Genomic DNA, 24,718 nt, shown 5'->3' with positions numbered 1-24,718 from the left:
ATCGGGCTCCCGCACCGGAGAGCCCCGGAAACTTCTGCGTCGCGAAGCTCAGTCGTTCGCGGGCTTGGATCCGGCGGGCGGGATCACATCGACGATCGTGGACTTGAGCGCCTTGACCTTCACGCCCTGTGCGATCTCCACTTCGGCGTAGTTCTCGTCAACCTTGAGCACTTTGCCGACGAAACCGCCGCCCGTCAGCACTTCATCGCCCTTCTTGAGCCCGCCGAGCTTCGCCTTGTGCTCCTTCTGCTGCTTCATCTGCGGACGCAGGATGAGGAACCAGAAGATCAGGCCCATGGCGACGAACGGCAAGTACTGAATCCACGCCGGCGGCGCCCCCGCGGGAACGGCTGCGGCAAGCTGGTTGAGAATCGAGGTCTGCATTGAACTGAGGGGCCTTCTCGTGTTCAGCCGGTTGGCGGCTTCGGGGAGCCTGCACACGGCATCCCATATGCCGCACAGCTCACCCGGAAAACAACAACCTGACTTTTCCGGATGCGGGCGGTTAGCAACAAAGCGCCGCACTGGCAACGCGTGCGCCGTTTTCCGTCCGCCTGCGCATGCACCGGCAGATAGGCCCCCGCACAGCGAGTTCAAGCCGCCCCTTTCGGATGGCAAAAGACTTTTTCCAGACCCGCTTGCGTTCATCGCACGAGGTGCCTATAGGCCGCGCTCCGGTCGGGACGTAGCGCAGCCTGGTAGCGCATCACACTGGGGGTGTGGGGGTCGGAGGTTCGAATCCTCTCGTCCCGACCAATTTTTCCGAAAGACGATGTTTTCCGCAGATTGCGGCCGCTTTCGGAAAAGCGTTTTCCTACACAAACCTATATGGTTATCTATTCGTGAGTCACTAACCGGAAACGGAAGTCTCGCCCATGCCTCTGCTCGATTCGATCCTCGGTCCCGTCACCCGCATCATCGACAAGGTGATCCCCGATCCCGAAGCCCGCGACCGGGCCAAGCTGGAACTGCTCAAGCTCGGCAATTCACAGGAACTGGACATGCTGCGCGCCAGCCTTTCGGCGATAGTCGCCGAGGCCCGATCAAGCGATCCGTGGACCAGCCGCGCGCGTCCCAGTTTTCTCTACGTCATGTATATCATGATCCTGTGGGCCCTGCCGATGGGGCTTGTCAGCGCGTTCAGCCCCGGCACGGCCAAGGCCATTTCTTCCGGCATCAGCGCCTACCTAGCCGCGATTCCAGAGCCGCTCTACGCGCTCTTCGGCACTGGTTATCTGGGATATTCGGCGATGCGCCAGTGGGGCAAGGTCAAAGGCTCGGACCGCTAAGCCGCCAAAACGCGCTGTATTCTATCGAGGCACGTGCGCCCCCCGCCTTTTTTCCTCGCCAATGGGGCGCCCTGATCCAACAGTTTCACACCGCACGGATATCACAAGCGACCGGGCGCGGGCAGCGTCAGAAAACTCTCCTAAAGCCAACGCCCACCATCTTTACCTCACAAACTAGATTACAGAACTATCTCTTCCTAAGAAATATAAAAATAGCAGCCCCAAACACTGACGGGGTTAACTTGTGAATCACAGTAAAAATCCAATAAATAATTTTACTATTAAAGTGGTACGAAGGATCTGCCGAATAGGAAAAAACCACCACATCGCACGTATCACCAAAAATTTTCTCTATGTCTTTCTTCGAATTCATCCTATAATAAGTATGAAATTCATCCTCAATATTTCTTTCTGGCTGTATGAATTTCAGAAAATACGCATGGTATTTATTTCTAAAAAGACGAGAAAAGAACGATATATAGCCAAATTTGTTAGGAGTTCTGGCGCAAATATACCCCCCCGGCTTTAGCACCCTAATCAATTCACTAGCCACCTGCCGGGGGTCTTCAATGTGCTCAAAAACCCAGCTAGAAACAATTAAATCAAAAAAATCCTTCTCATAAGGAAGAGCCCCTCCCACCTCCTGAATTCTAGCCTCATCAAGATACGGATTGTCCTTCACGACAGGATCCACATCGCAACCATGAATTTCAGCACATTCGCCTTTGAAATTTTGGAGACTCTTAATATAATTTGACCGGCAGTGGCTCGCCCCCGCTCCCCGCCCCGCGCCAAAATCAAGAACAATATCATCTTTTTTTAGCAGCGACTTCACTTTGGAATAAAATAAAAGAGTTCCGTCATACCGGCTAAATCCATCAATCTTAGCCTCCGGGAAGAACGCCTCCGTAATACCCCTGTCACTATGCTCCTGCTGCGCATCAGAGCTCATAAAAACCATAACCACCTCTTGTTATAGAAAGTAAATTATAGAAATAATTGAGAATAGTTTCAGCGCTAACCAGCCTTACTACAACATAGTACGCAACGATATCAGCAGTGCTTTAGTGGACGCAGGCTGCGCATCACTGACCATCACTGGGTACAAAAACAGCCCCAGAGCCCTCTCCGCGATATTAAGCGAGCACCCCTCACTCTACCGCTTCACGCACGCAAGATTTCACCAGTGTTGTGCAAGCTACTATTTGTATTAGTATATGTCGAATTAATTGTCGCAACACTCACCCATCTCCATGATTAAAAAGATTTTTTATTGTAAAAATACATCACGTTAACCATCGCTGTATGATTGCAATCGCGATATCAACAGCCCCCCTGATCGTTCCAAGCTCGCGGTTTGAGTGCAGCGGATCGCCGCGAAGCCCTCTTTTAGAAACCGCCACACGCTGGGATAGCCGAACGCGACGCAGCGGATACTAGTCTGGTGAAAACGAAGTTCGTGTCATAATTCGTCGCCCCCGCCCCTCGGCTGGCCGACAGGTCGGCCGCTCAGGATAAACTGCCCTTTGGGCAGGCGGGGGCCCCGCTACCTTTTTACGCTATGCTGCAAAAAGCAGGATCCCCGCCTGCGCGGGGATGACGGAAAATAGTGACGCGAACTTCAGTTCCACCACACTAGGCCGTAAACTCATAAATGGCCTTAAGGTTTATGATTCTGCGTGATTCAGGCTTTCCGTTGCGATGGAAGCTTGATGGCACGGCGGGCTACAAACTGACGGATCGGGAATGGGTAATCATCGAGCCCTTGCTTCCCAATAAACCGCGCGGCGTGGCGCAGGTGGATGATCGCAGAGTACTCAACGGTATCATGTGGCGCTTCCAGTCTGGTGCAACCTGGGCCGAAGTTCCAGAGCGTTATGCACCCTCAACAATTTGCTACAACCGGTTCGTGCGCTGGCGCAGGGCAGTGTCTGGGATCGGCTTCTGCCAGCCGTCTAGGCCGATTACGATGGTGATCTGGTCATGATCGATTCCACCTGTGTCCGCGTCCACCAGCATGGTGCGACGGGTAAAAAGGGGGATCCTGTTATCGTGGCACGGGATGTTCCAGGGGCGGCCACACCAGCAAACTCCACGCCCTTGCCAATGCTCGCGGACGTCCTATCGGATTGAGGCTGACCGGCGGGCAGGTCCACGATGCAGGTGCCACCCTCTTGGGCGACAAAGCCGCAGTCCGAGACGCCGCGGCCGCGCGAGATATCTGGGCCAACATTCCCAACCGTTCCAGCCGTAAAATGCGCTTCGGCTTCTCGCCCTGGCTCTACAAGCAGCGCAACCTCATCGAACGCTTCTTCAACCGGATCAAACAATTCCAGGGCATAGCACCCCGATACGGCAAGGATCCAGAAAACTACCTCGCCGCCTTCAAGCTCCTCTGCGCACGCATATGGTGCACCAATTAATGAGCCTACGCTCTACCTCGAACATACGGCGATCACTCTAATCGCCTCCGTATCCGGCGCAAACAACGGTAACGAAGCCCGGCAGCAACGCTTGCGCCAACCCGCGCGGCCGCTAAAAAGGCCGGCGCGGTCTTTCAACGGCTTCCCGGGGATTTCACGAACTATGGCAAGCAAGCTGGTCTATGTCCTCAACGGGCCTAATCTCAACCGGCTGGGCAAGCGCGAGCCGGAGATCTACGGCTCGCAAACGCTGGACGATATCGCCGCGCTGCTGGTGGAGCGCGGCGAGGCGCTCGGCTGCGAAATCGAGATGCGCCAATCCAACCACGAAGGCCACCTTGTGGACTGGCTGCACGAAGCGCAGGACGAAAGCGCCCATGCCGTGCTGCTCAACGCCGGGGCCTATACCCATACGTCGGTGGCGCTGCTCGATGCGATCCGCTCGATTTCGGTGCCGGTGATCGAAGTCCATCTGTCCAACCCGCACACGCGCGAGCCGTTCCGGCATACGTCGTGGGTGGGACAGGCGGCCAAGGGCACGATCGCCGGTTTCGGCGCGCAGAGCTACCTGCTGGCGCTGGAAGCCGCCGCCGCGCTTTGACGCTGCGTGCAGGTCAGGCGGCGGCCTTCGCCGTCGCCCACCGAAACGATGGCGTGCACCGGGATGTCCACCATCCCGCCAGATGTGCCAGATACAATTGCCTCGCCGCCACCCCAGATCGCGACATTGCAGATCCCTTGCCGGGCAAGGGACAACAGGGCCCGCCTGACATCCTGCGCTCCGGCCTCCCGGGACAACCTGGCCACGAGAACCGGCTGACCCGCGATAGAACTGGTATCACCGAGGGGTGTGCGAAGGAGCGGGACCAGATCGCGAACGGGCTTCCCCTTCACGAGCCATTGTTTCCGGGCGGAATCGAACTGTGGCACCGTATCCCATTCCGCACGGCCCACCCCGATCGAGGCGAGCGTAGCCCCCAGTTCGAAGTCCGGCTTCGGCGGCGAAGGCCGGTGCACGAGGAAGAACCACAGATTCGCGCCCGCCAGCATCACGGCCAACGACACAAGGAAAAGCCGCCGCCGTTTCATCACAATCCAGTCAGCACGAAATCGCTACGCAATCGCTCCGGGCCTCACGTTTCCAGCGGAACGCCTGGCACGCTCTTCGACGTGCGGATCGTCAGCGAGGTCTTCACGCTGTCCACATTCGGCGCGGGCGTGAGTTTGCTGGTCAGGAATTCCTGGAAGCTCTGCAGGTCGCGGCTAACGATCTTCAAGATGAAGTCGATCTCGCCATTGAGCATGTGGCATTCGCGCACTTCGGGCAGCGTCTTCATGTGGTCTTCGAAAGCGCGCAGCGATTCTTCCGCCTGGCTCTTCAGGCTGACCAGCGCGAAAACCGTGATCGTGAAACCCAGCTTGGAGGCATCGAGATCGGCATGATAGCCCTGAATGATCCCGGCTTCCTCCAGACTGCGCACCCGGCGCAGGCATGGCGGCGCGGTGAGCCCCACGCGCTGGGCCAGTTCCACGTTGGTAATCCGCCCTTCCGCCTGCAGCTCGGCAAGGAGGCGGCGGTCGATTTCATCGAGATTGATCATTATAAATTCCCTGGCGAGTGCCCCTCGCTCCAACTTCAATGCAATATCCACATCGAAAACGCCAGCACACGGTAATATTATTGTTCCTTAGCGTAATCGTCCCGCTTTGCAACGCTGCATAGCGAACGCTTCCGATCATCCACGGCTTTGCTATTAGGAAGACTTCCCCGGCCAAACGGCGTGGGTAAAATGCAAAGTTTCCTTGCCTGTATATGGCTGTTAGCATAGCCAGCCGGGCCCTCTGGAGTTCCAATGCACTTCGACGATCGCCTGGATACGGTCCTGCGCCTTCCCGATTCCGGGGATGGCCTTGCGCGTATCCAGTATCGTCAGCTCATCGATATTCTGGGGCGGTTGCCTGCAGACGCCGCATCCGAAGCGCTCGACTCCGGATTCGCGAAACTGGCAGTCCTGTCCACACGCATTCCCGCCGCCGATCAGGCCCGGCTGCTGCGCCAGCCACTCCAGCCCATTACCAATCCCAGACTGATAGCGATTCTCGCGCAGGCGGAACCCGGTGTCGCCAGCGCGGCCATTGCCGCCGCGCAGCTTCGCGACTCCGAATGGCTTGCGCTCATTCCCGAGCTGCCGGTGCGGGCCCGCGGCATCCTGCGCCACCGCCGGGACCTCTCCGCGCCTGTCGAGGCTCTGCTGGAGCGGCTGGGCGTGCACGACCGTGGGCTTCCGCCCGCCACTGTGGCCACCGAAGCCGAAGACGACAGTTATATCTCCGGCGACGTGCTGGAACTGCTCGACATGATCGAGGATCCCCCGGCACCCACTTCGCTGCACGAATGGGCGCAGGCCCGAGCGGCCCGCGCAAAAGCGGCCGCCTCGTCTCCGGAACAGTCGGCCTCTGCGGAAGCGGGAATCGGCGCGATCGTCCGGCGCATCGAGGAATTCCGCAAGGCGCGCGAATCGCATGGGCATCCCGCTTCGGGCACCGATGCGCCCCGCCTGCCGCTAGGCGATACCGTTCCGGCCGCGGACCGGCGCGCAAAAGCCATCGACTTCGCCACCGATACGGAAGGCCGGATCAACTGGGCAGACGGGCCCTTCGCGCCGTCGGTGTTCGGTCTCAACCTTGCCGCGAACGATGACGACACCGCCCCCTCGCCCGGCCCCGGCGCCGCCATCCGCAAGCGCCAGCCGCTGCGCGCGGCGCGCCTGTGCGTCAACGGCGCTCCGGCCGTCAGCGGCGAGTGGCATGTCGATGCCGTGCCGCGCTTCGATCCGGCCAACGGGCACTTCACCGGATACTGCGGCCGTCTGCGCCGCGCCCGCCCCCGCGCCGCCGATGAGGCTGCCGCCGTGGCACGGCGCGAGGCCGGGCGCATGCGCGAGATTCTTCACGAACTGCGCACCCCGGCCAATGCCATCCAGGTGGCCGCGGAAATCGTGCAGCAACAGCTCTATGGCCCTGCCCCGCACGAATACCGCGCCCTGGCCGCCGCCATCGCCAGCGATTGCGCGCATATCCTTGCCGGGTTCGAGGAACTGGACCGGCTGGTGAAGCTGGAAACCGGCGCGCTGCAGCTGGAAGCGGGCGAATGCGATCTGGCGCAGGTTCTGGCCGAAATCATTGGCCGCCTGCATTCATGGACCGGCCCGCGCCATAGCGGGTTCGCAGTCGATCCCGGCGCGGCTCCGGGCGCGCTGCCGGTGCCGTTCGACTGCGTGGAGGTCAACCGCCTGGTCTGGCGTCTGTTTGCCGTTCTGGCAGGCGCCACGGCGCCGGAAGAACCGCTGGCTTTGACCTGGTCGGCCGGTAGCCGCAGCGTCACGGTTCGCGTTGCGCTTCCCGCCGCGCTCACCGCGCGCGAGGATGGGGAACTGTTCGGCACAAAACCGGGCGAGCGCGGACAGCCGCTTTCGGCCGGGATGTTCGGCACCGGTTTCACCCTGCGCCTTGCCGCAGCGGAAGCCGCAGCGGCGGGCGGCAGCCTGCAACGCGACGGCGATGCCCTCTGCCTGCAACTGCCGGGATTGGCCGGCACTCCCGCAAGTTCCAACCTTGCAGAGGGTTATTCGCAGTAATTCAATTCCTTGCAGTCCTTGCCTGGTGACGATTTCTCAAGGGGAGCAGGCTAGCGTCAGGGCAGCGCGAACCGGAGGGACAGTCAGCTAATGCTAGAGCTCAATCTCCTGGAAACACCTGAACCGGAGGCAAAGGCCGTCTTCCGCGAGGATTTCGGGCAACGTTTCATCGTTACCGTCGATACCGAAGAGGAGTTCGACTGGACCGCCCCGCTCGACCGGCACAAGCACAGTGTCATCACGATACCCGCGCTGCGCAAGTTCCAGCAGTTCTGCGAAAGCTTCGGCGTCGTCCCCACCTATCTGATCGATTACCCGGTCGCCTGCTCCCCCTACGCGCCCGAGGCGATCGGCGATGCCGTCACGCAGGGCCGCGCCGAAGTGGGCGTGCAACTCCATCCCTGGGTAAGCCCTCCGTTCGAGGAAGAGGTCACCGAATTCAACAGCTATGCCGGAAACCTGCCGTTTGAGCTGGAGCAGGCAAAGTTCCACGCGCTGCGCGACCGGATCGAACAGGCCTTTGGCGTGGCCCCGCGAATTTACCGTGCGGGCCGTTATGGCCTGGGTCCGCGAACCGGAGAGATCTTGCGCGAATGCGGCATCGCCATCGACACATCGGTGCGCTCGCGATTCGATTACAGCGGAACGGGCGGCCCGAACTACCGCGACCATCCGCTGCATCCCTACTGGGCCGATGCGGAACGCAGCCTGCTCGAACTGCCGCTGACCACGGTCTACTGGGGACCGCTGCGGCAGATGGGCAATGTGATCTACCCGCATCTGTGGCGCACACCTGCCATGCGCGGCATGCTGGCGCGCACCGGCCTGCTCGAACGAATCCCCCTCACGCCGGAGGGAATCACGGCCGAAGAAGCGCTGCGCGGCGTTGATATCGCCATCGACGAAGGGCTGCCGGTGCTGATGTTCTCCTTCCACAGCCCGTCACTGGCGCCGGGGCACACACCCTATGTGCGCACGGACGACGATCTCGATGAACTGTACGGCTGGTGGCGCACGCTTTTCGGCCATCTGGCACAGCGCGGGGTAAAACCGGCCAGCGTTGCCGACATCATGACGTCCGTGACGCTTGCCTGATCGCGCAAGCCAAGCTAACGGGCTCCCACCCGGCCGGTTCGTGTACCGCCGGGCGCACGGCGGTTGGGGCCTGTAGCTCAGCGGTTAGAGCTGGCCGCTCATAACGGCTAGGTCGCGGGTTCGAATCCTGCCGGGCCCACCACCACCGTGGATATACACGCCCGAAGGGTCGGGGAGTGGCGCAGTCCGGTAGCGCGCCTGCTTTGGGAGCAGGATGTCGCAGGTTCGAATCCTGTCTCCCCGACCATTTCGATTTCCCACGCCCTGCCTTCCACCGGTCCCGCTTCGGCTTGCGGTTTTGATCTGCGGCCGCTAGCCCATTGCGGGTACGAACTTTCCTGACAGTCGGATGAGAACGCAATTCCCCGGTGCAATTGACAGGGCCCGCATAGCGTGAGCGGAAACACTCCAAGGCCCGCGTCCGGCCTTGCTGCCGCATTCCTTGCAAACCGGGAACGGCTGGTGCGCTTCTTCACCAGCCGCACGCGCGACCCGCATGAGGCGGAAGACATCGTGCAGGAAATCTACCTCAGGCTGGACAGTGCCGGGACCGGCCCCATCGCGGATCCGCTGGGCTACATGCACCGCATCGGCCTCAACATCGTGATCGACCGCATGCGCGAGCGCCAGCGGCGGGCCCGGCGCGAACAGGACTGGAGCGAAGCCGCCACGACGCGGCTGGGAGAGGATCTGGTGGACGAAAGCCCCTCTCAGATCGCGCAATTGCTGGCGCGCGAGCAGCACCAGCGCTTCGCCAGCGCGCTGGAATCGATGCCGCCCGCCGCAGCGCGGGTCTTTCGCATGCACAGGATCGAAGGGCTGAGCCACAAGGACGTGGCGGAGCGTCTGGGCATATCGCGCAAGGGCGTGGAAAAGAACATGAGCACCGCCCTGCGCCATCTGGCCAAGGAATTTGCGGAATGAAGGTAGGGAAACGGGCGAGGCTTGCCGTCTCCCCTCCAAGGGCTGCGCCGCTTGCGCGAGAGAGGGCTGTACGGTGAACGACGAGGATCACGCAGAAGTGCTGGCGCAGGCAGCGCAATGGCACGCGCGCGTCCTTGGCGGCGATGCCGACTGGGACGCTTTCGCGCAATGGCTGGACGCCGCCCCCGAACATCATACGGCTTACGAAAAGATCGCCCTGCTGGAAGACGATTTCACCCGCTGGGGCCGGGACAACGCCCCTGCAGCGCCCCTGTCCCCCGCCAACGACGACAGCAGCCCGGACGCCGCCGGACGCCCGGCCAGCACGCGCCGCCGGTGGATTGCGGGCGGCGCGATCGCGGCGGTCCTGACCGCGCTGGTGAGTTTTCCGGCCGTCCGCCAGTTGTGGCCTGAAGATCCGGTCTACTACACCGCGCAGGACGCCCCCCGGCGGATCGCGCTGGCCAGCGGCACGCAAGTCCAGCTGGACCGGGGCACCCGGATCGCGGTGGAGACCGGGCGCGGCGAACATGTCGATGTGATCCGCGGCGCGATCTACGTGGATGTGCGCCATGCGGGCGGCCAGCCGCTGGAAATCGGCGCCGGAGACTACCGCATCCGCGACATCGGCACACGCTTTGCCGTTACCCGGCGCGAAACCGGCGTTTCCGTGGCTGTTGCGCAAGGGCTGGTCGATGTCTCGTGGCCCGGGCACGATCCGGTGCGGCTGGCGGCCGGGCGCAGACTCGATGCCGCAGGCGCCCAGGTGACGGTCCGCAATATTGCCGCCACGTCCGTGGCATCCTGGCGGGAAGGCCGCCTGATCTACGACAATGCCCCGCTTTCCCTGGTCGCTTCGGACCTGTCCCGCTATACGGCCGATCCCATCTATGTCGATCCTTCGGTTGCCGGCCTCAAGCTCTCCGGCGTCCTGTTCATCCGCGGCCGCGCGGACCTCCTCCAGCAGATCGAAGCCTATCTTCCGGTGGAAGTGCGCGGCGAAGGTGACGCTGTGCATATTGCCGGCAAGCCTGGGCGTTGAAACCGCACAGGCCCAGCCAGCCGTTGCCATAGACCTGCCCGCCGGTCGCCTGAGCGATGCGCTGGACGCCCTTTCGCGGCAGGCCCGGATCTCGATCGCAACCCAAGGGCCCCTGCCCGCGCTGCGGACGCCCGCGGTAAAGGGCCGGATGCCCCCCGGCGAGGCGCTGCGGCGGCTGCTGACGGGCAGCGGCTGGCAGGCCCGGCAGGCCGCGCCCGGCATCTGGCGGCTAGAGCCGAAACCGCGCCCCACCCCTCGCCCAGCGGCCGCAGGGCCGCCTCCGAAACCGGCGCCTCCCGTCGAAATCGTCGTCACAGCGCGCAAGGTCAAAGAGAATCCGGCGAATGTTCCGGCCTCGATATCCGTCATTCCCGGCGATCATTTCAGCCTCTCTTCGCCCGCGCGCAGTTCCAGCGACATCGCGGCGGAAACCGGCGGCGTCTTTTCCACCAATCTCGGCCCCGGACGCGAAAGGCTGTTCCTGCGCGGTGTGGCGGACAGCCCGTTCAATGGACCGACCCAGTCCACCGTCGGCCTGTTTCTCGACGATTCGCGGATCAATTTCGCCCTGCCCGATCCCGACCTGCGGCTGGTGGACATAGACCGGATGGAAATCCTGCGCGGCCCGCAGGGTACGCTTTACGGCAGCGGTGCGCTGGGCGGGATCATCCGCATCGTCACCAACCGGCCGGACCTTTACAGCTTCGGCGGGGACATCGCCGTGGAAGGAACCACAACTCAGGGCGGCGCGGCCGGAGGCGCGCTGGAAGGCTATGCGAACGTGCCGCTGGCCGAAGGACAGCTGGCTCTGCGCGCGGCCGCCTATACCGACACCACCGGCGGGTGGATTACCGACACCGCGCGCGGCCGCAGGAACATCAACCGGTCGCGCCGGACCGGCGGGCGGGCCGACCTGCGCTGGGTCCCCGGCGAAGGCTGGACCGTTGACCTGTCCGTGGCCGCGCAAGGGCTGCGCAGCCGCGACAGCCAATATGCCACGCAAGGCTATACGCACACGGCGGCCATCGCGGAGCCTGCGCACAATCGCTTCTTCCTTGTCCGGCTGGAGGCCAACGGCCCTATCGGCGGGCTGGATTTCCTATCGACGACGGCGATTGAATCAAACCACCTGAATCTTGCCTACGATGCCAGCAGCGTGGCCGCATCGCGCGGTCTCGATACGCCGCTCGCCTACCGCGAACAGCGCGACATCTACCTCATCAACCAGGAATTCCGTCTCAGCCGCCCGGACAAATGGATCGCGGGTGTTTCCGTGACAGACACGATCAGCGTGACCAAGGGCGTTTTCGCCGCCACGGAAGCGCAGGAGACGCTGGCCCGGCAGCTTGCCGGTCTCAATCTGGAAGCGGCGGCTTTCGGCGAATACCGGCAGCCTTTGATCGATAGCTTTGACCTGACGTTCGGCGGTCGCGCCTTCATTTCCCAGATCTACGACAATCCGCTCGACACGTCGGGCCCTGGCATCAAGACTTTCGGCGTAACGCCCAGCGCCACACTGGCCTGGCATGCCGGGCCGGGCGCGCTGGCCTGGCTGCGCTATTCCAGCGCCATCCGGCCGGGAGGGCGCAGCATCGACAGTTCCGGCACGCTGACGACATTCAAGGCCGACCATCTCCAGAGCCTGGAACTGGGCAGCCGCCTGACGCTGCCCGGCGACGCGCTGACCCTGAACGCCACAGCTTTCACCTTGCGCTGGAACCGTGTGCAGAGCGACCGGGTGAGCACGGACGGCCTTGTCATCACCACCAATGTCGGCACGGCCACGAATTACGGCATCGAGCTCGATGCCAGGGCGAAATGGCGCGGATTCACGCTCGAAGCGGCCATGACGGCGCAACACGGGCGTCTGATCTCAACTGTTGCGGGCATTTCCGATCCCCGGCTTCCCGTGCTTCCCGACATGTCCGGCAGGGTACAAACCGGCTGGAACGGAACCTTCGGCGACTGGCAGCTGGGGGCATACCTTTCGGGCAACTACTGGTCTTCAACCCGGCTGGGTTTCGATCCCCAGCGGCCGCTCACGATCCCTTCGCGCTATATCATGAACGCCGGTGTTTCGGCGGAAACGGGCGGCTGGCGCGTGGTGCTGAGCCTGTCCAACCTGCTGAACAGCAAAGCCGACAGTTTCGCTTTCGGCAATCCCTTCACCTACCGGCAAACCACCCAGCACACGCCGATCCGTCCGCGCACGGCAATCCTGCGCATCGACCGGCGGTTCTGACCGCCCTCACGCCAGCGGCAGCACCACGCGAAAACAGGCGCCGGAGCGGTCCGGACGGTTCGCCGCCTCGACATGGCCGCCATGGGCCCGCATCAGCTTGCCGGTCAGCGCGAGGCCAATGCCGGACCCCGTGCATCCCGGCCTGCGGCGCGAGGCCGCCGAGCGCCAGAAGGGCTTGAACACGTTTTCCAGATCGGCGGGCGCGATGCCGGGCCCCTCGTCCGTCACGCTGATTTCCGCATTGCCGTCCCGCACATCGAGCGCGACGGTAATGCGGCCGCCTTCGGGCGAGTGCTTGGCCGCGTTCGTCAGGATATTGGTGAAGACCTGCCGCAGCCGGTGCCGGTCACCCAAGACCCGCGCACCGCAATAGCCTGCCCGGATCGTCAGGCCGTGCCGCGCCAGCAGCGGCTGCAGGTCTGCGATCACCGGGCGGATCACTTCCGCCAGATCGACGTACTCCCATTCGAAAGCCATGCGCCCGCTATCGGCATGGGCCATGGCGTCCAGATCATCGACGATATGCAGGATGTGCTGGACCTGGTGCAGCAGGCGCTCGGTTTCGGCTGGTTGACCGGGGATCACGCCATCCCGGATGGCATGAAGGCGGCCCATCAGGATCGTCAGCGGTGTGCGCAGTTCATGGCTGACGCCCGCCGCCACTTGCGCGCGTTCCCGCTCGCTGGCGTCGAGCGCGGCAGCCATGCCGTTGAAACTGCGGATGAGGCCATCCACTTCGCGGGCCAGGCCCCGGCCAAGCCCCGACCCGGGAACCCGCACGCTGCGATCCCCATCCGATATCCGGGCCGCCGCTGCCGTAACCGCGTTCACGCAGGAACGCAGCCGGAGCAATACCAGCCCAGCCGCCAGCACAAGCGCCAGCAGCCCCGCCTGCACCAGCACGAACGGTCCGCTCCAATAGACAGCCATGCCGAACGCCGCCGAGACGCCGCCCAGCACGGCCACGGCGCGCATGCCCGCCCGATCGGCGGCGGCCCGTGTCTTGTGGCGGTACGAGGGGCGGTACAGGCGGCGGCGGTGGCGGCCCGCCGCGAGAGGCCAGCCCTGCGGCGTAGCGAGGGCGTGATTGGATTGCGGCAGCAGAACAGTGTGTTTCATGGCGTTCCCGACAAGTCTCTATCGCTTGCCGGGAAGAGACGGCGCGCCCTCGCCGCCGCCCTACCACCTAAAAACCGCCATCCGCCGCACGTGGCGGGCAGCCTGCCGCCTGCCCCAGGCAGAACGGCTCAGCGCTGCCGGTCATCCTGCGCGAGCCCCGGTTCGTTGCGGGTGATCTGCTCGGCCAGTTCGTCCGCGCCCTTGTCGATCCCCTTCTTCGCGGCCTTCATCGCGCCAAAACTGGCGCCGATGTTCAGGGCACCGGGATATTGCTTGGTGACCTGGGCATAGAGCAGACGGCCGCTGCGCGCGTCGTGGATCTCGACGGCATACATCACAGCGCCCGAAACCATGCCCGGCTTGCCGCGCAGGCCCTGCACGGCATTGTACGGGCCGCCCGCCAGATCGAAGTGAGAGAACGTGCCGATCACCGGCGGGGTCGGATGCGCGCCGGTCAGCGTCAGCTTCAGCCGCAAGGTGGACGGCCTGGGCTTGCGGACAATCTCGAAATCCCGGGACAACCGCTTGGTGAAGCGCTCCTGCATGTAATGCGCCAGATAGTCCTGCCCGCGCGGCGGGATCTTGCCGAACTGGGCGTCCGGCCCTTTGTAGACCTGCACCGGATCGATGATGATCCGGTAGTAGCGCCGCCAGTTGACCGGCACCGAATAGGCATAAGGGATGCGCCCGTTATCATCATCCGCGCTGGGCCGCAGATGGGAGGCGGATTCGAGGTCCGAGTACACGACGGGCTGCGGTCCTGCGCACCCGGCCAGCCCCAGGGCTGCGGCTGCCGCGATGGGAAGTCTGCGCATGGATAGGGTTCCTTGGTTTCGTGGAAAGCCGCGTTCGGGCAGCCGCGCGAGAGGGAGCGGGGGCGCATGCCCGCGCGGCTGCCCCTCGGGCGCTCAGAAGCTGTAGCGCAGCCCCAGCGTGCCCGAGAGCGTGCTCATCTTCGGATCGAAGACGGCCGCTTCACCGTTGTTCTGGCCATCGAACTTCAGGCTGCTGATCCGCGTGTAGCGGGCGCCCAGTTCCACCGTGGCCTTGGACGAAAGACGCACCCCGATGCCGGCATCGGCATGCCACATGAAGCCCCAGTCCTTGCCCGAATAGCTGCTCGAAAGGTTCGCTACGGTATCGGCGCGGGCCAGGTCGGCATCGACCCGGGCCACGCCCGCACCGCCGCCGACGAACGGCACGAAGACTTTGCTGACCGGCAGATCGACAAAGGCATTCAGGCTGAGATTGTAGGCATTGAAGCTGCCATCGCCCACCAGATCACCCAGATCGAGGTTCTTGGGATTGTGCCGGGTGTAACCGATGGTCTGCTCGACGCGGACGATACCGAAATCGTAACCCGCGCCAATCTCGCCAGTGAGGCCGCTCTTGTACTTGGTATCCTTCTCGAAAGTGTCGGACACATCGAAGTCCGAACCGTCGAGCGTCTGCTTGGGCTGGAACGAGGCACCGGCGCGGGCGACGCCGTAAATGCCGTGGCCGTCATCGTCCTGCGCCTGAACCGGTGCCGCGGCTGTGGCGGCCAGTGCCGCGAAACCGAGCAGCGAGGCATGAAAGGTGTTGAGCTGCATATCGTAGGAACCTTGAGGATCGTCACCAGCCCCCATGGCTGGCGTCGAACCCCTCTCTGGCCCCGGCCAGTCAATGCGCGTTGGAGGGTTTGTGGAGGAACCGTGAATCCCCATCTCCACAAATGCTCAACACTTCTGCGCCATCTGCCCTACCAAGAGACCCGTATGAAACAGCCCATTCTGATAGTCGAAGACGAACAGGAGATCGCCGAAGTGTTGATCGCCTATGTCACCCGCGCCGGTTTCGAAGTGGCGCGGGCGGCCAGTGTGGACGAGGCGATCCGCATGCACGCGCAATTGCGTCCGCAGCTCGTCCTGCTCGATATCGGCCTGCCGGGAGGAGACGGCATCGAAGTCCTGACCGCGATCCGCCGCCGGTTCGAAACCCCGGTGATCATGGTTTCCGCCGTGCAGGACGATATCACCAAGCTCTCCTCGCTGCGGATCGGTGCGGACGACTATGTGCTCAAGCCCTTCAATCCCGCCGAAGTGGTGGAACGCATCCGCGTCGTCCTGCGCCGTACCAGCCGCATGACCGGGCAGCGCACGCTGGCCGTGGGCAAGCTGCTGGTCGAACTCGACGAGCGCCTGGCCACATATCGCGACGCGGAGATGGACCGGGACGTGCACCTGCCGCTGACCCCGGCCGAATTCGCGATCCTCGCGCATATGGCCCGCCAGCCCCGCCGCGCCTTTTCCCGTGCGGAACTGCTGGAAGCCGCCCTGCCCGACAGTGACGCCTACGACCGCGTGATTGACAGCCACTTGTCCAAACTGCGGCACAAGCTGGCCGCTGCCGGGTGCACAGACCTGATCGAGGCCGTCAGAGGCATCGGCTACCGGCTCTGCAGCGACGTGGCCGTCAAGCCGTAGCGATCCCGGCGGCGGCGCATGCAAGCGTGCCGCACAACGGCACGCCCGGTTCTTGTTCATGCGTGTTGCATTTCCTTGATACGAGGCGCCATTGCGCAAATCTGCGGCAGTGCAACACCGCCCGAAACTCCCCACCGGCCGCGAATCGCCGGAAAATGCCCGGAAACGGGAGGCTTTTCGCTTCCCTTCCGCCCCTGCCGCAGGGGACTCCAGTCAAGTACTTATTCGCAGTTGCACAAGACCGGGAGCCCCGCAGGCGCCAGATTTTCCGGCAAGCGGTCAAAATCAACAACGATGAGCCGCGTGCCGGGAATGGTTCTGACGCATAGACTCGGGGAGCTTTTCATGATCAGCAAGTCTCATTTCGTCCATGCCCTGGCCTGCAGCGCTTCGCTGCTCGCCTTCACAGCGGGAACCGCCCGCGCTGCCGATGCGGACGCCACCGCGGCTACGGCTGCCGCCAGCGACAGCGGCTCCGGTATCACCGATATCGTCGTCACTGCCGAACGCCGCGACGTGAGCCTGCAGGATGCCCCCCTCTCTGTCAGCGCCGTCACTTCGGAACTGCTGAAGTCCGCCAATATCACGGACATTACCGGCCTCAACGGCTCGGTCCCCGGCCTTGTCGTCGCGCGCAGCGGCGGCGGCGAGCGGATCATCTCGATCCGCGGCATCGGTTCGGAAACGCCCGAAAACACCAATACCCAGCCGGGCGTCTCCTATCACATCGACGGCGTCTATATCTTCAACTCGATCGCCGCGAGCGCCGCCTTCATCGATGTGAAGCAGGTGGAAGTGCTGCGCGGGCCGCAGGGCACGCTGTTCGGCCAGGGATCGACCGGCGGCACGATCAACGTCGTCACCAACGAACCCTCCGCCGATGCGCTGAGCGGCAATGTCAGCGCCGGGATCGGCAATTACAACTACAAGGAAGGTAATGCCGCTCTCAACGTGCCGCTGAGCGACACGCTGGCGGTGCGCGGCGCGATCCAGTTCACCAAGCACGATGGCTATGCCCATGCCACCAAAGTGCCCGGCGTCGCCAAATACGGCCTCGACGACGAGGACAACACCGGCTGGCGCCTGGGCGCGAAGTGGTCTCCCACGTCGAATTTCTCGATCACGCTGAACACGATCCAGTACGACAGCGACACCCACGGCCCGGCGCAGAAGAACCTGCTCGATCCCGAGCCCGATCCGCGCGTGCTGACACAGGACTATCCGGGCCGCTCCAAGGTCAAGACGCAGTTCTACTCCGGCACGATGCGCTACGAGACGCCGTTTGCCGTCATCAAATCGATCACCGGCTATCAGAAGCTGCATTCCGAACAGGCCTGGGATGCCGACGGCCTCGATACCTCGGCGTTCTTCGCCCAGACCTACAGCCCGGTTTCCTTCACCGGATACAGCTATGACCACGTGCCGCTGTGGCAGTCCGGCACGGAGAGCTGGAGCCAGGAAATCAACCTGACCTCCAACGGCAACGGACCGTTCTCCTGGGTAGCGGGCGGCGTGTACCTGCATTCGAAAAACAGCCAGTACATCAACGAATACAATGGCTCGGACGATGACTTCCTCCGCCCGGCCCTGCCTGTCAGCACGCCTTACGACGATCCGGACACGATCCCTCTGAGCTATGCCGAACTCTCGTCGATCACGCGCGAGCTTTACGCCTTCTACGCTCAGGGCACCTACGAACTGACGAGCCAGCTCAAGCTGACCGCCGGTGCCCGCTACAATCACGACAAGGCATCGGGCACGTTCGACAGCGTGGCCGGCGGGACCGCCAGCCAGTCCTCGGGCGCCTATCTGCAGCCTGCGGGCACCGGTAGCCTGTCCAACCATGCCTGGACCGGCAAGGTCGCACTGGAATACCAGTTCACCCCGGAAAACATGCTCTATGCAAGCTGGACGCGCGGTTTCAAGCCGGGCGGCATCAACAACTCCGCAGCGGCAGGCAATGCCTATTCGATCCTGCCTGCCTACAAGCAGGAAACCGTGGATTCGTTCGAAGTCGGTTCGAAAAACCGGTTCCTGGACGATACCCTGCAGGTCAACGCCTCGGCCTTCCTCTACAACTACAAGAACATGCAGTTCCTTGAGGAAGATCCCATCCTCTACGGCGAAGGCATCAGCAATGCCCCCAAGGCGCGCGTCTACGGCATCGAGCTGGAAACGACCTGGGCACCGACCGAGCACTTCACCATCGATGCCTCGGGATCGTGGCTGGAAGGCAAGTTCACCTCGCACTACGACGCGCTCGACCCGGCGGCGGCCTCTGCCGCGCAGATCGCGGCGGGTTATCCGGACTATCTGTTCTGGACCAACTTCTTCCCGGCCGTTCTGGCCCGCGATGCGGCCCGCGCCGATATCAAGGGCAATCGCGTGCCCAAGCTGCCGCGCTGGCAGGGCAGCCTCGCGGCGACCTGGAACGGCGATATCGGCCCCGGCAAATTCACCGGCCGTGCCCAGCTTATCTATCGCGGCAAGTATCAGTACCGCCTGTTCAACGAAGGCGCGGTCGATCTCACCCCGTCCTACACCCAGGTCAACCTGATGGCGAAGTACGAGCCCGAAGGCACCAACACCGACATCACCCTGCGCGTCGTCAACCTGTTCGACAAGAACGGCGTGAACTCGCGCTTTTCGGACCCTTACGGTTCGGCGCAGGTCATGCATACCTACATCCCGCCGCGGCAGGTGATCGTATCCTTCGGCTACAAGTTCTGACCCAGACAGACCTGTCAGCCGACAGGAAGGGGGCGTGGCGGCGAAAGCCGCCGCGCCCTTTTTCATGGCTTGAACAGCGCCTGCGCCATGATCAAATGTTCAGGCGCGCATCATCAAGAGTGCAGGCTCTGGGCATGAGAGCCTGTGCACTGTAGATACCCGCTCTGTTCGCGGGTCACACCGCCCGCAGGAGACTCCATGCCCCGCAATGCCCAGGTCATGTTCGCCGCGTCGCTCGCGTTCTTTTTCGCCACGGCCACGACCTTCACTTCGCTGGGATACGTCCTCTACACGATGGTGGCCGAACTCGGCTGGTCCAAGGCGTCGGCGGGCCTGAGCTTCTCGCTGCTGGGCCTTGCCTGCGGGCTCGCCAGCCCGCTGCCGCCGCTGCTGATGAAGATGATCGGCACGCGCATGACGATCGTGGCGGGCTGCCTGGTGCTCGCCGCCGGGTTCCTGCTTGCCTCGGTCATTACCGATCTCAATTTCTTCTTCGTGGCCACCACGCTGATGGGCATCGGCTTCACGCTCGCCGCGCCCTCTCCCGCCGTCTATCTGCTGGCGACGTGGTTCCCGCGCACTTCGGCACGGATGATCGGTTTCTACTTCATGATCGGCTCTTCGGGCGGGATTGCCGGGCCGCTGATCGTCGGCACGATCGTTGGCCTCACCGGCGACTGGCGCCTGCACTGGATGATCATGGCGATCAGTTCCGTGCTCGTCGCGCTCGCCTGCTTCGTGTGCGTGCGCGATGCGGTGAAAGTGGAGAATGTCGATCAGGTCAAGGAAGCCGGCGGACAGGGCGAAAAGCCCGCCGCCGGTGCCACCGCCTGGACCGTGCGCAAGGCGCTGCTCACGCCCACGTTTCTGGTTCTCGCCGGGATCATGACTGTGGTGCAGATGGTCGTCACCAGCACCCATTCGATCCTCGTTGCCCACATTGCCACGCTCGGCGAAGGCGCAGCGCCCGGCGCGATCGCGATGAGCCTGCTGGCCTTTGCCGGAACCGGCGCCAAGGGCGTGACCGGCGCCGTGTGCGAACGCATCGATCCGCGCCACATCCTCGTTCTCGGCCTAGTGCTGCAGGCAGCGGCGATGGTGCTGCTGTGGTCGACGCCGCTGGTGCTGGTTGCCTGCGCCGCAGCCGCGCTGTTCGGCACCGGCTGGGGCATGGCCTGGCTCTCCGCCCACGTGCTGATCCTGCGCTATTTCGGCGCCGCCATTGCCGGGGACATGGTGGCGATGGCGACCACTGCCACCACGCTTGCCGTGCTCGGCCCCATCGGCGCCGGACGCATTGCCGATGTGACCGGCAGCTATACTCCCGCCATGCTGGTTTTCGCAGTGCTGCTGATCGCGACCACGGCCATCGCCGTGCTGTTCCTGCGCGCACCCGACACCGCGGCTGCCGAAACCACCGAAGACGCCGGAACGCAGGACACGGCCGAACAGGAAGCCGAACTCGCCACCCATCTCGTTCCGGCCGAGTAAGCCTTTCGGGCAGCGGCAAGGCCGCGCCAAGAAACACTGCGCCATACGCAAAGCCAGCAGGCGGCCCGGCGGTTACAGTCAGCCTCATCACCGGCAGGCACCCAGCCTGTCCGGGTTCGCTCACACGGATCGCCGGAAAGGGAAACAGCGGCCCATGACCCTTCTTACCGACCAGTTCTTCGACAGCTTCGCCAGTTCGATCAAGTCCATCGAGGACGCCGATACGCTTCCGGCCGAATGCTATGTCGAAGAGGAATTCCACCACTTCGAGAAGGAAGCGATCTTCCATCACGAATGGCTCTGCGTCGGCCGCGCGGAGTGGCTGGAAAACCCGGGCGATTTCTTCACTGTGACCCGCGCCGACGAGCCCATCGTCGTGTGCAAAACGCGCGACGGCACGATCAAGGCGCTGTCCTCGGTCTGCCAGCACCGCGCCATGCTGGTGGCCGAAGGGCACGGCAATACCCGCGCTTTCGTCTGCCCCTATCACCACTGGACTTACGATCTTGACGGCACGCTGGTCGGCGCTCCGGCGATGAACAGGACCTGCAATTTCGACAAGAAGAGCGCCTCGCTGCCCGAGATCCGGCACGAGATCTGGCACGGCTTCGTCTTCATCAACCTCGATCCCGATGCCGAGCCGCTGACGCCGCGCCTCGCCGGGCTGGAAGAAGTCGTCGCCAATTACGATTTCGCTTCGCTGCGCGGCCCCCGGCCTGACGAGCCCACGGTCTTCCCGTGGAACTGGAAAGTCATGCTGGAGAACAACAACGACGGCTATCACGCCAGCCGCCTCCACGCCGGACCGCTGCACGATTTCATCCCGAGCGGCCTCGCCAGCTTTCCCGAGATGCCCGAGGGCTCGGCAGGCTATTACCGGCTCAACGGCACGCTGCACAAAAACGCCGCGTTCAATGCCACGCAGCGCGCGGTCTTCCCGGTCTTTCCCAAGCTGACCGAGGAAGAGCAGAACCGCCTGCTGTTCGTGAACCTGCCGCCCAGCCTCTCGCTGGTGGTGCTGAACGATACGGTGCTCTACCTCATCATGGACCCGCGCTCGGCGGAATCGCACGCGCTGACGATCGGCACGCTGATGCTGCCCGAAGCGATGGAAGATCCGCTCTTCGAACTGAAAGTGAAAATGACGGACGAGGCGGTGGAACGCATCGTCGCGCAGGATTTCCATGTCGATGAACTCGTGCAGCAGGGTCTGCGTTCCAAGTTTGCACCGCGCGGCCGCTATTCCTGGCAGGAAGGCGCGCAGCGGTTGCTCAATGTGTGGCTGGTCGAACGCTATTGGGCCGAATGGAACCGCCGCCGCGGCCCTTCGGCCCCGGTAACGGCCATTCGCAGCGGCGGGGCTTCCTGACCCGCGGTTTTATACTTCATTCCTGACACCTGCGGCGCCCGGTTCCGGCTGGGCGCCGTTTTTTTTGCCCTCATTCCTCCCTGTCGCGCAGCGATGGGGAGGTGGCGCGCACGTAGTGCGTGACGGAGGGGTTTTGAGCCCCCTCCACCACCCGCTGCGCGGGCGGTCCCCCTCCCCGTCCCCTGCGGGGACAGGGAGGAATGGCGGCGTCCGCGATCAAGGTTTTGTGCGCGGCGCGCCGAGCAAACCTGCCCCGCCGCTCTAGGCAACGAGGACGGACCACAAGGGAGCCCTTCATGACCAACAGCCTGATCTTCTTCGACTTCGCCACCGACGATCCGGACAAGGCCGGCCAGTTCTACGCCGAAGTCTTCGGCTGGGAGGACGATTCGCGCATGGGCGGCCTCTATCACCGCATGGTTCCGGGCGGCTTCTTCAAGAACAAGGACGGCTCGGACAGCGAGATCGGCAACCTGCACTTCGGCGTGTTCAACGCGAAGAACGTGCGCCCCAATCCCGATCCGGCGGGCGTGGAACCCCGCACGCTCTCCACCGACGGCCGCAAGGCGCGCATCTGGATTCTGGTGGGCGAGGACGACACCCCCGAACGCATTCTCGAAACCGCCGAAAAACTCGGCGCCACGGTGCTGTGGCGCAACCACTACTGGAAGGAGTTCAACGGCTTCAACTGGTGCTTTGCCGATCCCTGGGGCAACGAAATCCTGCTCTGGGTCAAAGGCGGCGAAAACCCGCAGATTCCCGAGGACTTCACCCGCGAATGACCGGCCGGGCCTGCGGCTCCGTGCAGCGCGCACGACAAGTTCTTGTGCGCTTTCCCGCAAGACCCGCAGGCCCGCCCCACCTAGCTTTCGATGTGCAAAAGCCCTTCGGGTCGCAGAACCGAAGGATACGAATGGAGCACTCCGTCATGCCCCGCCTCCCGATCGTCTTTTTCGGACATGGCAGCCCGATGATCGCGCTGGAGAAAAACGCGGTCACCCGCACCTGGCGCGAGATGGCCGAACGCATCGGCAAGCCCAAAGCGATCCTGTGCATCTCCGCCCACTGGCAAACGCGCGGCACGGCGGTGACGGCGATGGCAGAACCCCGCACGATCCATGACTTCGGCGCGTTCCCGCAAGCGCTGTTCGACATGCAGTATCCCGCCCCCGGCGATCCCGAACTCGCCGCCCGCGTCAAGGAACTGCTGGCGCCGATGCCGGTCACGCTCGATGCCAACTGGGGGCTCGATCACGGCACCTGGTCGGTGCTCGTGCACGCCTATCCCGAAGCGGACATTCCGGTGATCCAGCTTGGCATGGACGTCGGCAAGACGCCTGCCGGGCACTGGGAAGTGGGCCGCCTGCTGCGCCCCTTGCGTGACGAGGGCGTGCTGATCATGGGCACGGGCAATATCGTCCACAATCTGCCCGCGATGGACTGGGGCAACCCCGATGCGCCGCCCTATCCCTGGGCCGATCAGTTCAATGCGGCGATGTGCAAAGCCGTCACCGCCGATACCCCGCAAGCCGTGATCGACTATCAGGCACTGGGCGATGCCGCACGGCTTTCGGTGCCTAGCCCCGACCATTTCCTGCCGCTGCTCTACGTCCTCGGCGCCCGGCACGAGGGCGAGAGGGCGCAGCTCAACCCGCATTTCATCCATCACAAATCGCTCAGCATGACGAGCGCCCTTATCGGCGCCGCATGACTTCGAGCCCCGCACTTTCACCTGCGTCACAGGAGTTCAAATGGCACTGGTCAGTCTAAAGCCCGATTCCGCCAAGGCCGCCGTTCAGCCGAGCGCGCTGCATCATCTCAGGGCGACGCCTGAAACCGTGCACTGGGGCTATTTCTCGCCCGAAATCAAACCCGCGCTGACCGTGAAGAGCGGCGATCTGATCCAGGCGCAGGCCGTGACCCACCACGCGGGCGACGATCCGGACCTGATGTTCGACGAGGACATCCAGCGCATCTTCACCGAGATCGATCCCGCCACCCGCGCGCCCGGCTGCCACATCATGACCGGGCCGATCTTCGTGGAAGGCGCCGAGCCCGGTGACATGCTGGAAGTGCGCTATTTCGAAATGCGCCCGCGCATGAATTACGGCTCCAACCTGCAAGCCAACTGGGGCCACCTCTACGAGGAATTCGGCGAGACCGAGCGCGTGACGATCTACAAGATCGATCCCAACGCCAACACGGCGAGCGCGCTCTATGCTTACGATGTCGACGAGAAATACGTCGTGCCCGGCCGCATCACCCATTGCCCGGAATGCGACCGCTCGCCGGCGCTCCCCGGCATCACTCTGCCCGCCCGCCCGCACCTCGGCACCGCCGGTGTCGCCCCTGCGGTCAACGCGCCGGTCAGCACGATCCCGCCGGGCCTGCACGGCGGCAATATCGACAACTGGCGCATCGGCGCGGGCGCGACGATGTACTATCCGGTGCAGGTCAAGGGCGGTCTGTTCTCGATCGGCGATCCGCACGTCAGCCAGGGCGATGGCGAGATCAGCGGCACGGCCATCGAATCCTCGCTCGACGTGCTGTTCCAGATCATCCTGCGCAAGGACTTTTCCTTCCCCTCGCCGCTGCTGGAAACGCCCGACTGCTGGATCGTCCACGGCTTCGGCGAAGACCTCGATCAGGCGATGAAGGGCGCCTCGATGGACATGCTGCACCTGCTCACCGAGCATCAGGGCCTCTCCCGCAACGACGGCTATTCGCTGATGAGCGTCGCCGCGGACTTCGGCGTGACGCAAGTGGTGGACGGCACGCAGGGCATTCACTGCCGCATCGAACGGCGCATTTTTCCGGACAAGGGCACGGTCAAAGATCCGGAATAAAAAGGGCCGCGTGCCGGGCGCCGTCCCAACCGCCCGGCACGCCCC

General features: G+C 63.5%; 21 protein-coding genes, 3 tRNA genes and 1 pseudogene. 18 read left to right on the top strand and 7 right to left on the bottom strand.

The genetic code is table 11. The features are described 5' to 3' along the window. Positions 1-48: 48 nt before the first annotated feature. The gene (gene yajC, locus MTR66_RS03930; RefSeq protein ID WP_243918111.1) at positions 49-384 is read right to left on the bottom strand and encodes a preprotein translocase subunit YajC; all 336 of its coding nucleotides are present in this window, start codon (positions 382-384) and stop codon (positions 49-51) included. 295 nt (positions 385-679) lie between these two features. On the opposite strand from yajC, the gene MTR66_RS03925 reads away from it, so the two are divergent. Continuing rightward, a tRNA-Pro gene (locus MTR66_RS03925) sits at positions 680-756 on the top strand. A gap of 119 nt (positions 757-875) precedes the next feature. Further along, complete coding sequence (locus MTR66_RS03920; RefSeq protein WP_243918109.1) at positions 876-1,289, top strand: holin family protein; 414 nt, start codon at positions 876-878, stop codon at positions 1,287-1,289. Between the two features lie 187 nt (positions 1,290-1,476). On the opposite strand, the gene MTR66_RS03915 is transcribed toward MTR66_RS03920, so the two are convergent. After that, a complete protein-coding gene (locus MTR66_RS03915) occupies positions 1,477-2,241 on the bottom strand; it encodes a class I SAM-dependent methyltransferase (protein WP_243918107.1) in 765 nt (254 codons plus the stop codon). Positions 2,242-2,958: 717 nt separating this feature from the next. On the opposite strand from MTR66_RS03915, the pseudogene MTR66_RS03910 reads away from it, so the two are divergent. Both MTR66_RS03910 and aroQ read left to right on the top strand, forming a co-directional pair. Next, positions 2,959-3,712: pseudogene (locus MTR66_RS03910) on the top strand (IS5 family transposase). A gap of 163 nt (positions 3,713-3,875) precedes the next feature. Next, positions 3,876-4,313: a type II 3-dehydroquinate dehydratase gene (gene aroQ, locus MTR66_RS03905; RefSeq protein WP_243918106.1), complete on the top strand. Its 438-nt coding sequence runs from the start codon at positions 3,876-3,878 to the stop codon at positions 4,311-4,313. Here the strand turns inward: aroQ and MTR66_RS03900 are convergent. Both MTR66_RS03900 and MTR66_RS03895 read right to left on the bottom strand, forming a co-directional pair. Further along, entirely contained in the window at positions 4,277-4,801 is a 525-nt protein-coding gene (locus MTR66_RS03900) for a hypothetical protein (protein WP_243918105.1), read from the bottom strand. The two genes, aroQ and MTR66_RS03900, sit on opposite strands and share 37 nt — an antisense overlap. Positions 4,802-4,845: 44 nt before the next feature. Further along, positions 4,846-5,313 (bottom strand): Lrp/AsnC family transcriptional regulator, encoded by a 468-nt coding sequence (locus MTR66_RS03895; RefSeq protein WP_243918104.1) that lies wholly within the window; start codon positions 5,311-5,313, stop codon positions 4,846-4,848. A 252-nt stretch (positions 5,314-5,565) separates the two neighbouring features. On the opposite strand from MTR66_RS03895, the gene MTR66_RS03890 reads away from it, so the two are divergent. From MTR66_RS03890 to MTR66_RS03860, 7 genes are all read left to right on the top strand, one after another. Further along, on the top strand, positions 5,566-7,350 hold the full coding sequence (locus tag MTR66_RS03890; protein WP_243918103.1) for a sensor histidine kinase: 1,785 nt from the start codon (positions 5,566-5,568) through the stop codon (positions 7,348-7,350). A gap of 90 nt (positions 7,351-7,440) precedes the next feature. Next, positions 7,441-8,445: a polysaccharide deacetylase family protein gene (locus tag MTR66_RS03885; protein WP_243918102.1), complete on the top strand. Its 1,005-nt coding sequence runs from the start codon at positions 7,441-7,443 to the stop codon at positions 8,443-8,445. A gap of 66 nt (positions 8,446-8,511) precedes the next feature. After that, positions 8,512-8,587: transfer RNA gene (locus MTR66_RS03880), tRNA-Ile, on the top strand. A 28-nt stretch (positions 8,588-8,615) separates the two neighbouring features. Next, positions 8,616-8,692: transfer RNA gene (locus tag MTR66_RS03875), tRNA-Pro, on the top strand. Between the two features lie 146 nt (positions 8,693-8,838). Continuing rightward, positions 8,839-9,369: an RNA polymerase sigma factor gene (locus tag MTR66_RS03870; protein WP_243918101.1), complete on the top strand. Its 531-nt coding sequence runs from the start codon at positions 8,839-8,841 to the stop codon at positions 9,367-9,369. 73 nt (positions 9,370-9,442) lie between these two features. Continuing rightward, on the top strand, positions 9,443-10,411 hold the full coding sequence (locus MTR66_RS03865; RefSeq protein WP_243918100.1) for a FecR family protein: 969 nt from the start codon (positions 9,443-9,445) through the stop codon (positions 10,409-10,411). Then, positions 10,389-12,653 (top strand): TonB-dependent receptor, encoded by a 2,265-nt coding sequence (locus MTR66_RS03860; RefSeq protein ID WP_243918099.1) that lies wholly within the window; start codon positions 10,389-10,391, stop codon positions 12,651-12,653. Before MTR66_RS03865 ends, MTR66_RS03860 begins: the two co-directional genes overlap by 23 nt. 6 nt (positions 12,654-12,659) lie before the next feature. On the opposite strand, the gene MTR66_RS03855 is transcribed toward MTR66_RS03860, so the two are convergent. The 3 genes from MTR66_RS03855 to MTR66_RS03845 form a co-directional block, all read right to left on the bottom strand. Further along, entirely contained in the window at positions 12,660-13,772 is a 1,113-nt protein-coding gene (locus MTR66_RS03855) for a HAMP domain-containing sensor histidine kinase (RefSeq protein WP_243918098.1), read from the bottom strand. Positions 13,773-13,900: 128 nt separating this feature from the next. Continuing rightward, positions 13,901-14,587, bottom strand: coding sequence for a DUF3313 domain-containing protein (locus tag MTR66_RS03850; protein ID WP_243918097.1), 687 nt, complete (start codon positions 14,585-14,587; stop codon positions 13,901-13,903). A 93-nt stretch (positions 14,588-14,680) separates the two neighbouring features. After that, a complete protein-coding gene (locus MTR66_RS03845; protein WP_243918096.1) occupies positions 14,681-15,364 on the bottom strand; it encodes an outer membrane protein in 684 nt (227 codons plus the stop codon). A gap of 165 nt (positions 15,365-15,529) precedes the next feature. On the opposite strand from MTR66_RS03845, the gene MTR66_RS03840 reads away from it, so the two are divergent. The 7 genes from MTR66_RS03840 to MTR66_RS03810 all read left to right on the top strand — a co-directional run bounded on the left by MTR66_RS03840 (position 15,530) and on the right by MTR66_RS03810 (position 24,673). Continuing rightward, the gene (locus MTR66_RS03840) at positions 15,530-16,237 is read left to right on the top strand and encodes a response regulator (protein ID WP_243918095.1); all 708 of its coding nucleotides are present in this window, start codon (positions 15,530-15,532) and stop codon (positions 16,235-16,237) included. Between the two features lie 345 nt (positions 16,238-16,582). Next, positions 16,583-18,967 (top strand): TonB-dependent receptor, encoded by a 2,385-nt coding sequence (locus MTR66_RS03835; protein ID WP_243918094.1) that lies wholly within the window; start codon positions 16,583-16,585, stop codon positions 18,965-18,967. A gap of 198 nt (positions 18,968-19,165) precedes the next feature. After that, positions 19,166-20,458, top strand: a complete 1,293-nt coding sequence (locus MTR66_RS03830; RefSeq protein ID WP_243918093.1) for an MFS transporter — start codon at positions 19,166-19,168, stop codon at positions 20,456-20,458. A gap of 154 nt (positions 20,459-20,612) precedes the next feature. Then, on the top strand, positions 20,613-21,827 hold the full coding sequence (locus MTR66_RS03825; protein ID WP_243918092.1) for an aromatic ring-hydroxylating oxygenase subunit alpha: 1,215 nt from the start codon (positions 20,613-20,615) through the stop codon (positions 21,825-21,827). A gap of 296 nt (positions 21,828-22,123) precedes the next feature. Next, positions 22,124-22,609 (top strand): VOC family protein, encoded by a 486-nt coding sequence (locus tag MTR66_RS03820; RefSeq protein WP_243918090.1) that lies wholly within the window; start codon positions 22,124-22,126, stop codon positions 22,607-22,609. A gap of 146 nt (positions 22,610-22,755) precedes the next feature. Continuing rightward, positions 22,756-23,538 carry a 4,5-DOPA-extradiol-dioxygenase gene (gene ygiD, locus MTR66_RS03815; RefSeq protein WP_243918088.1) on the top strand — a complete coding sequence of 261 codons (783 nt, stop codon included), beginning with the start codon at positions 22,756-22,758 and terminating at the stop codon, positions 23,536-23,538. 40 nt (positions 23,539-23,578) lie between these two features. After that, the gene (locus MTR66_RS03810; RefSeq protein ID WP_243918086.1) at positions 23,579-24,673 is read left to right on the top strand and encodes an acetamidase/formamidase family protein; all 1,095 of its coding nucleotides are present in this window, start codon (positions 23,579-23,581) and stop codon (positions 24,671-24,673) included. Positions 24,674-24,718 lie beyond the last annotated feature (45 nt).

Origin of the sequence: Novosphingobium beihaiense (genome assembly GCF_022832375.1) — a bacterium.
GTDB lineage: Bacteria > Pseudomonadota > Alphaproteobacteria > Sphingomonadales > Sphingomonadaceae > Novosphingobium > Novosphingobium beihaiensis.
Note: the sequence above shows the minus strand (reverse complement) of the source record. Positions and strands in the feature narration are given on the sequence as shown.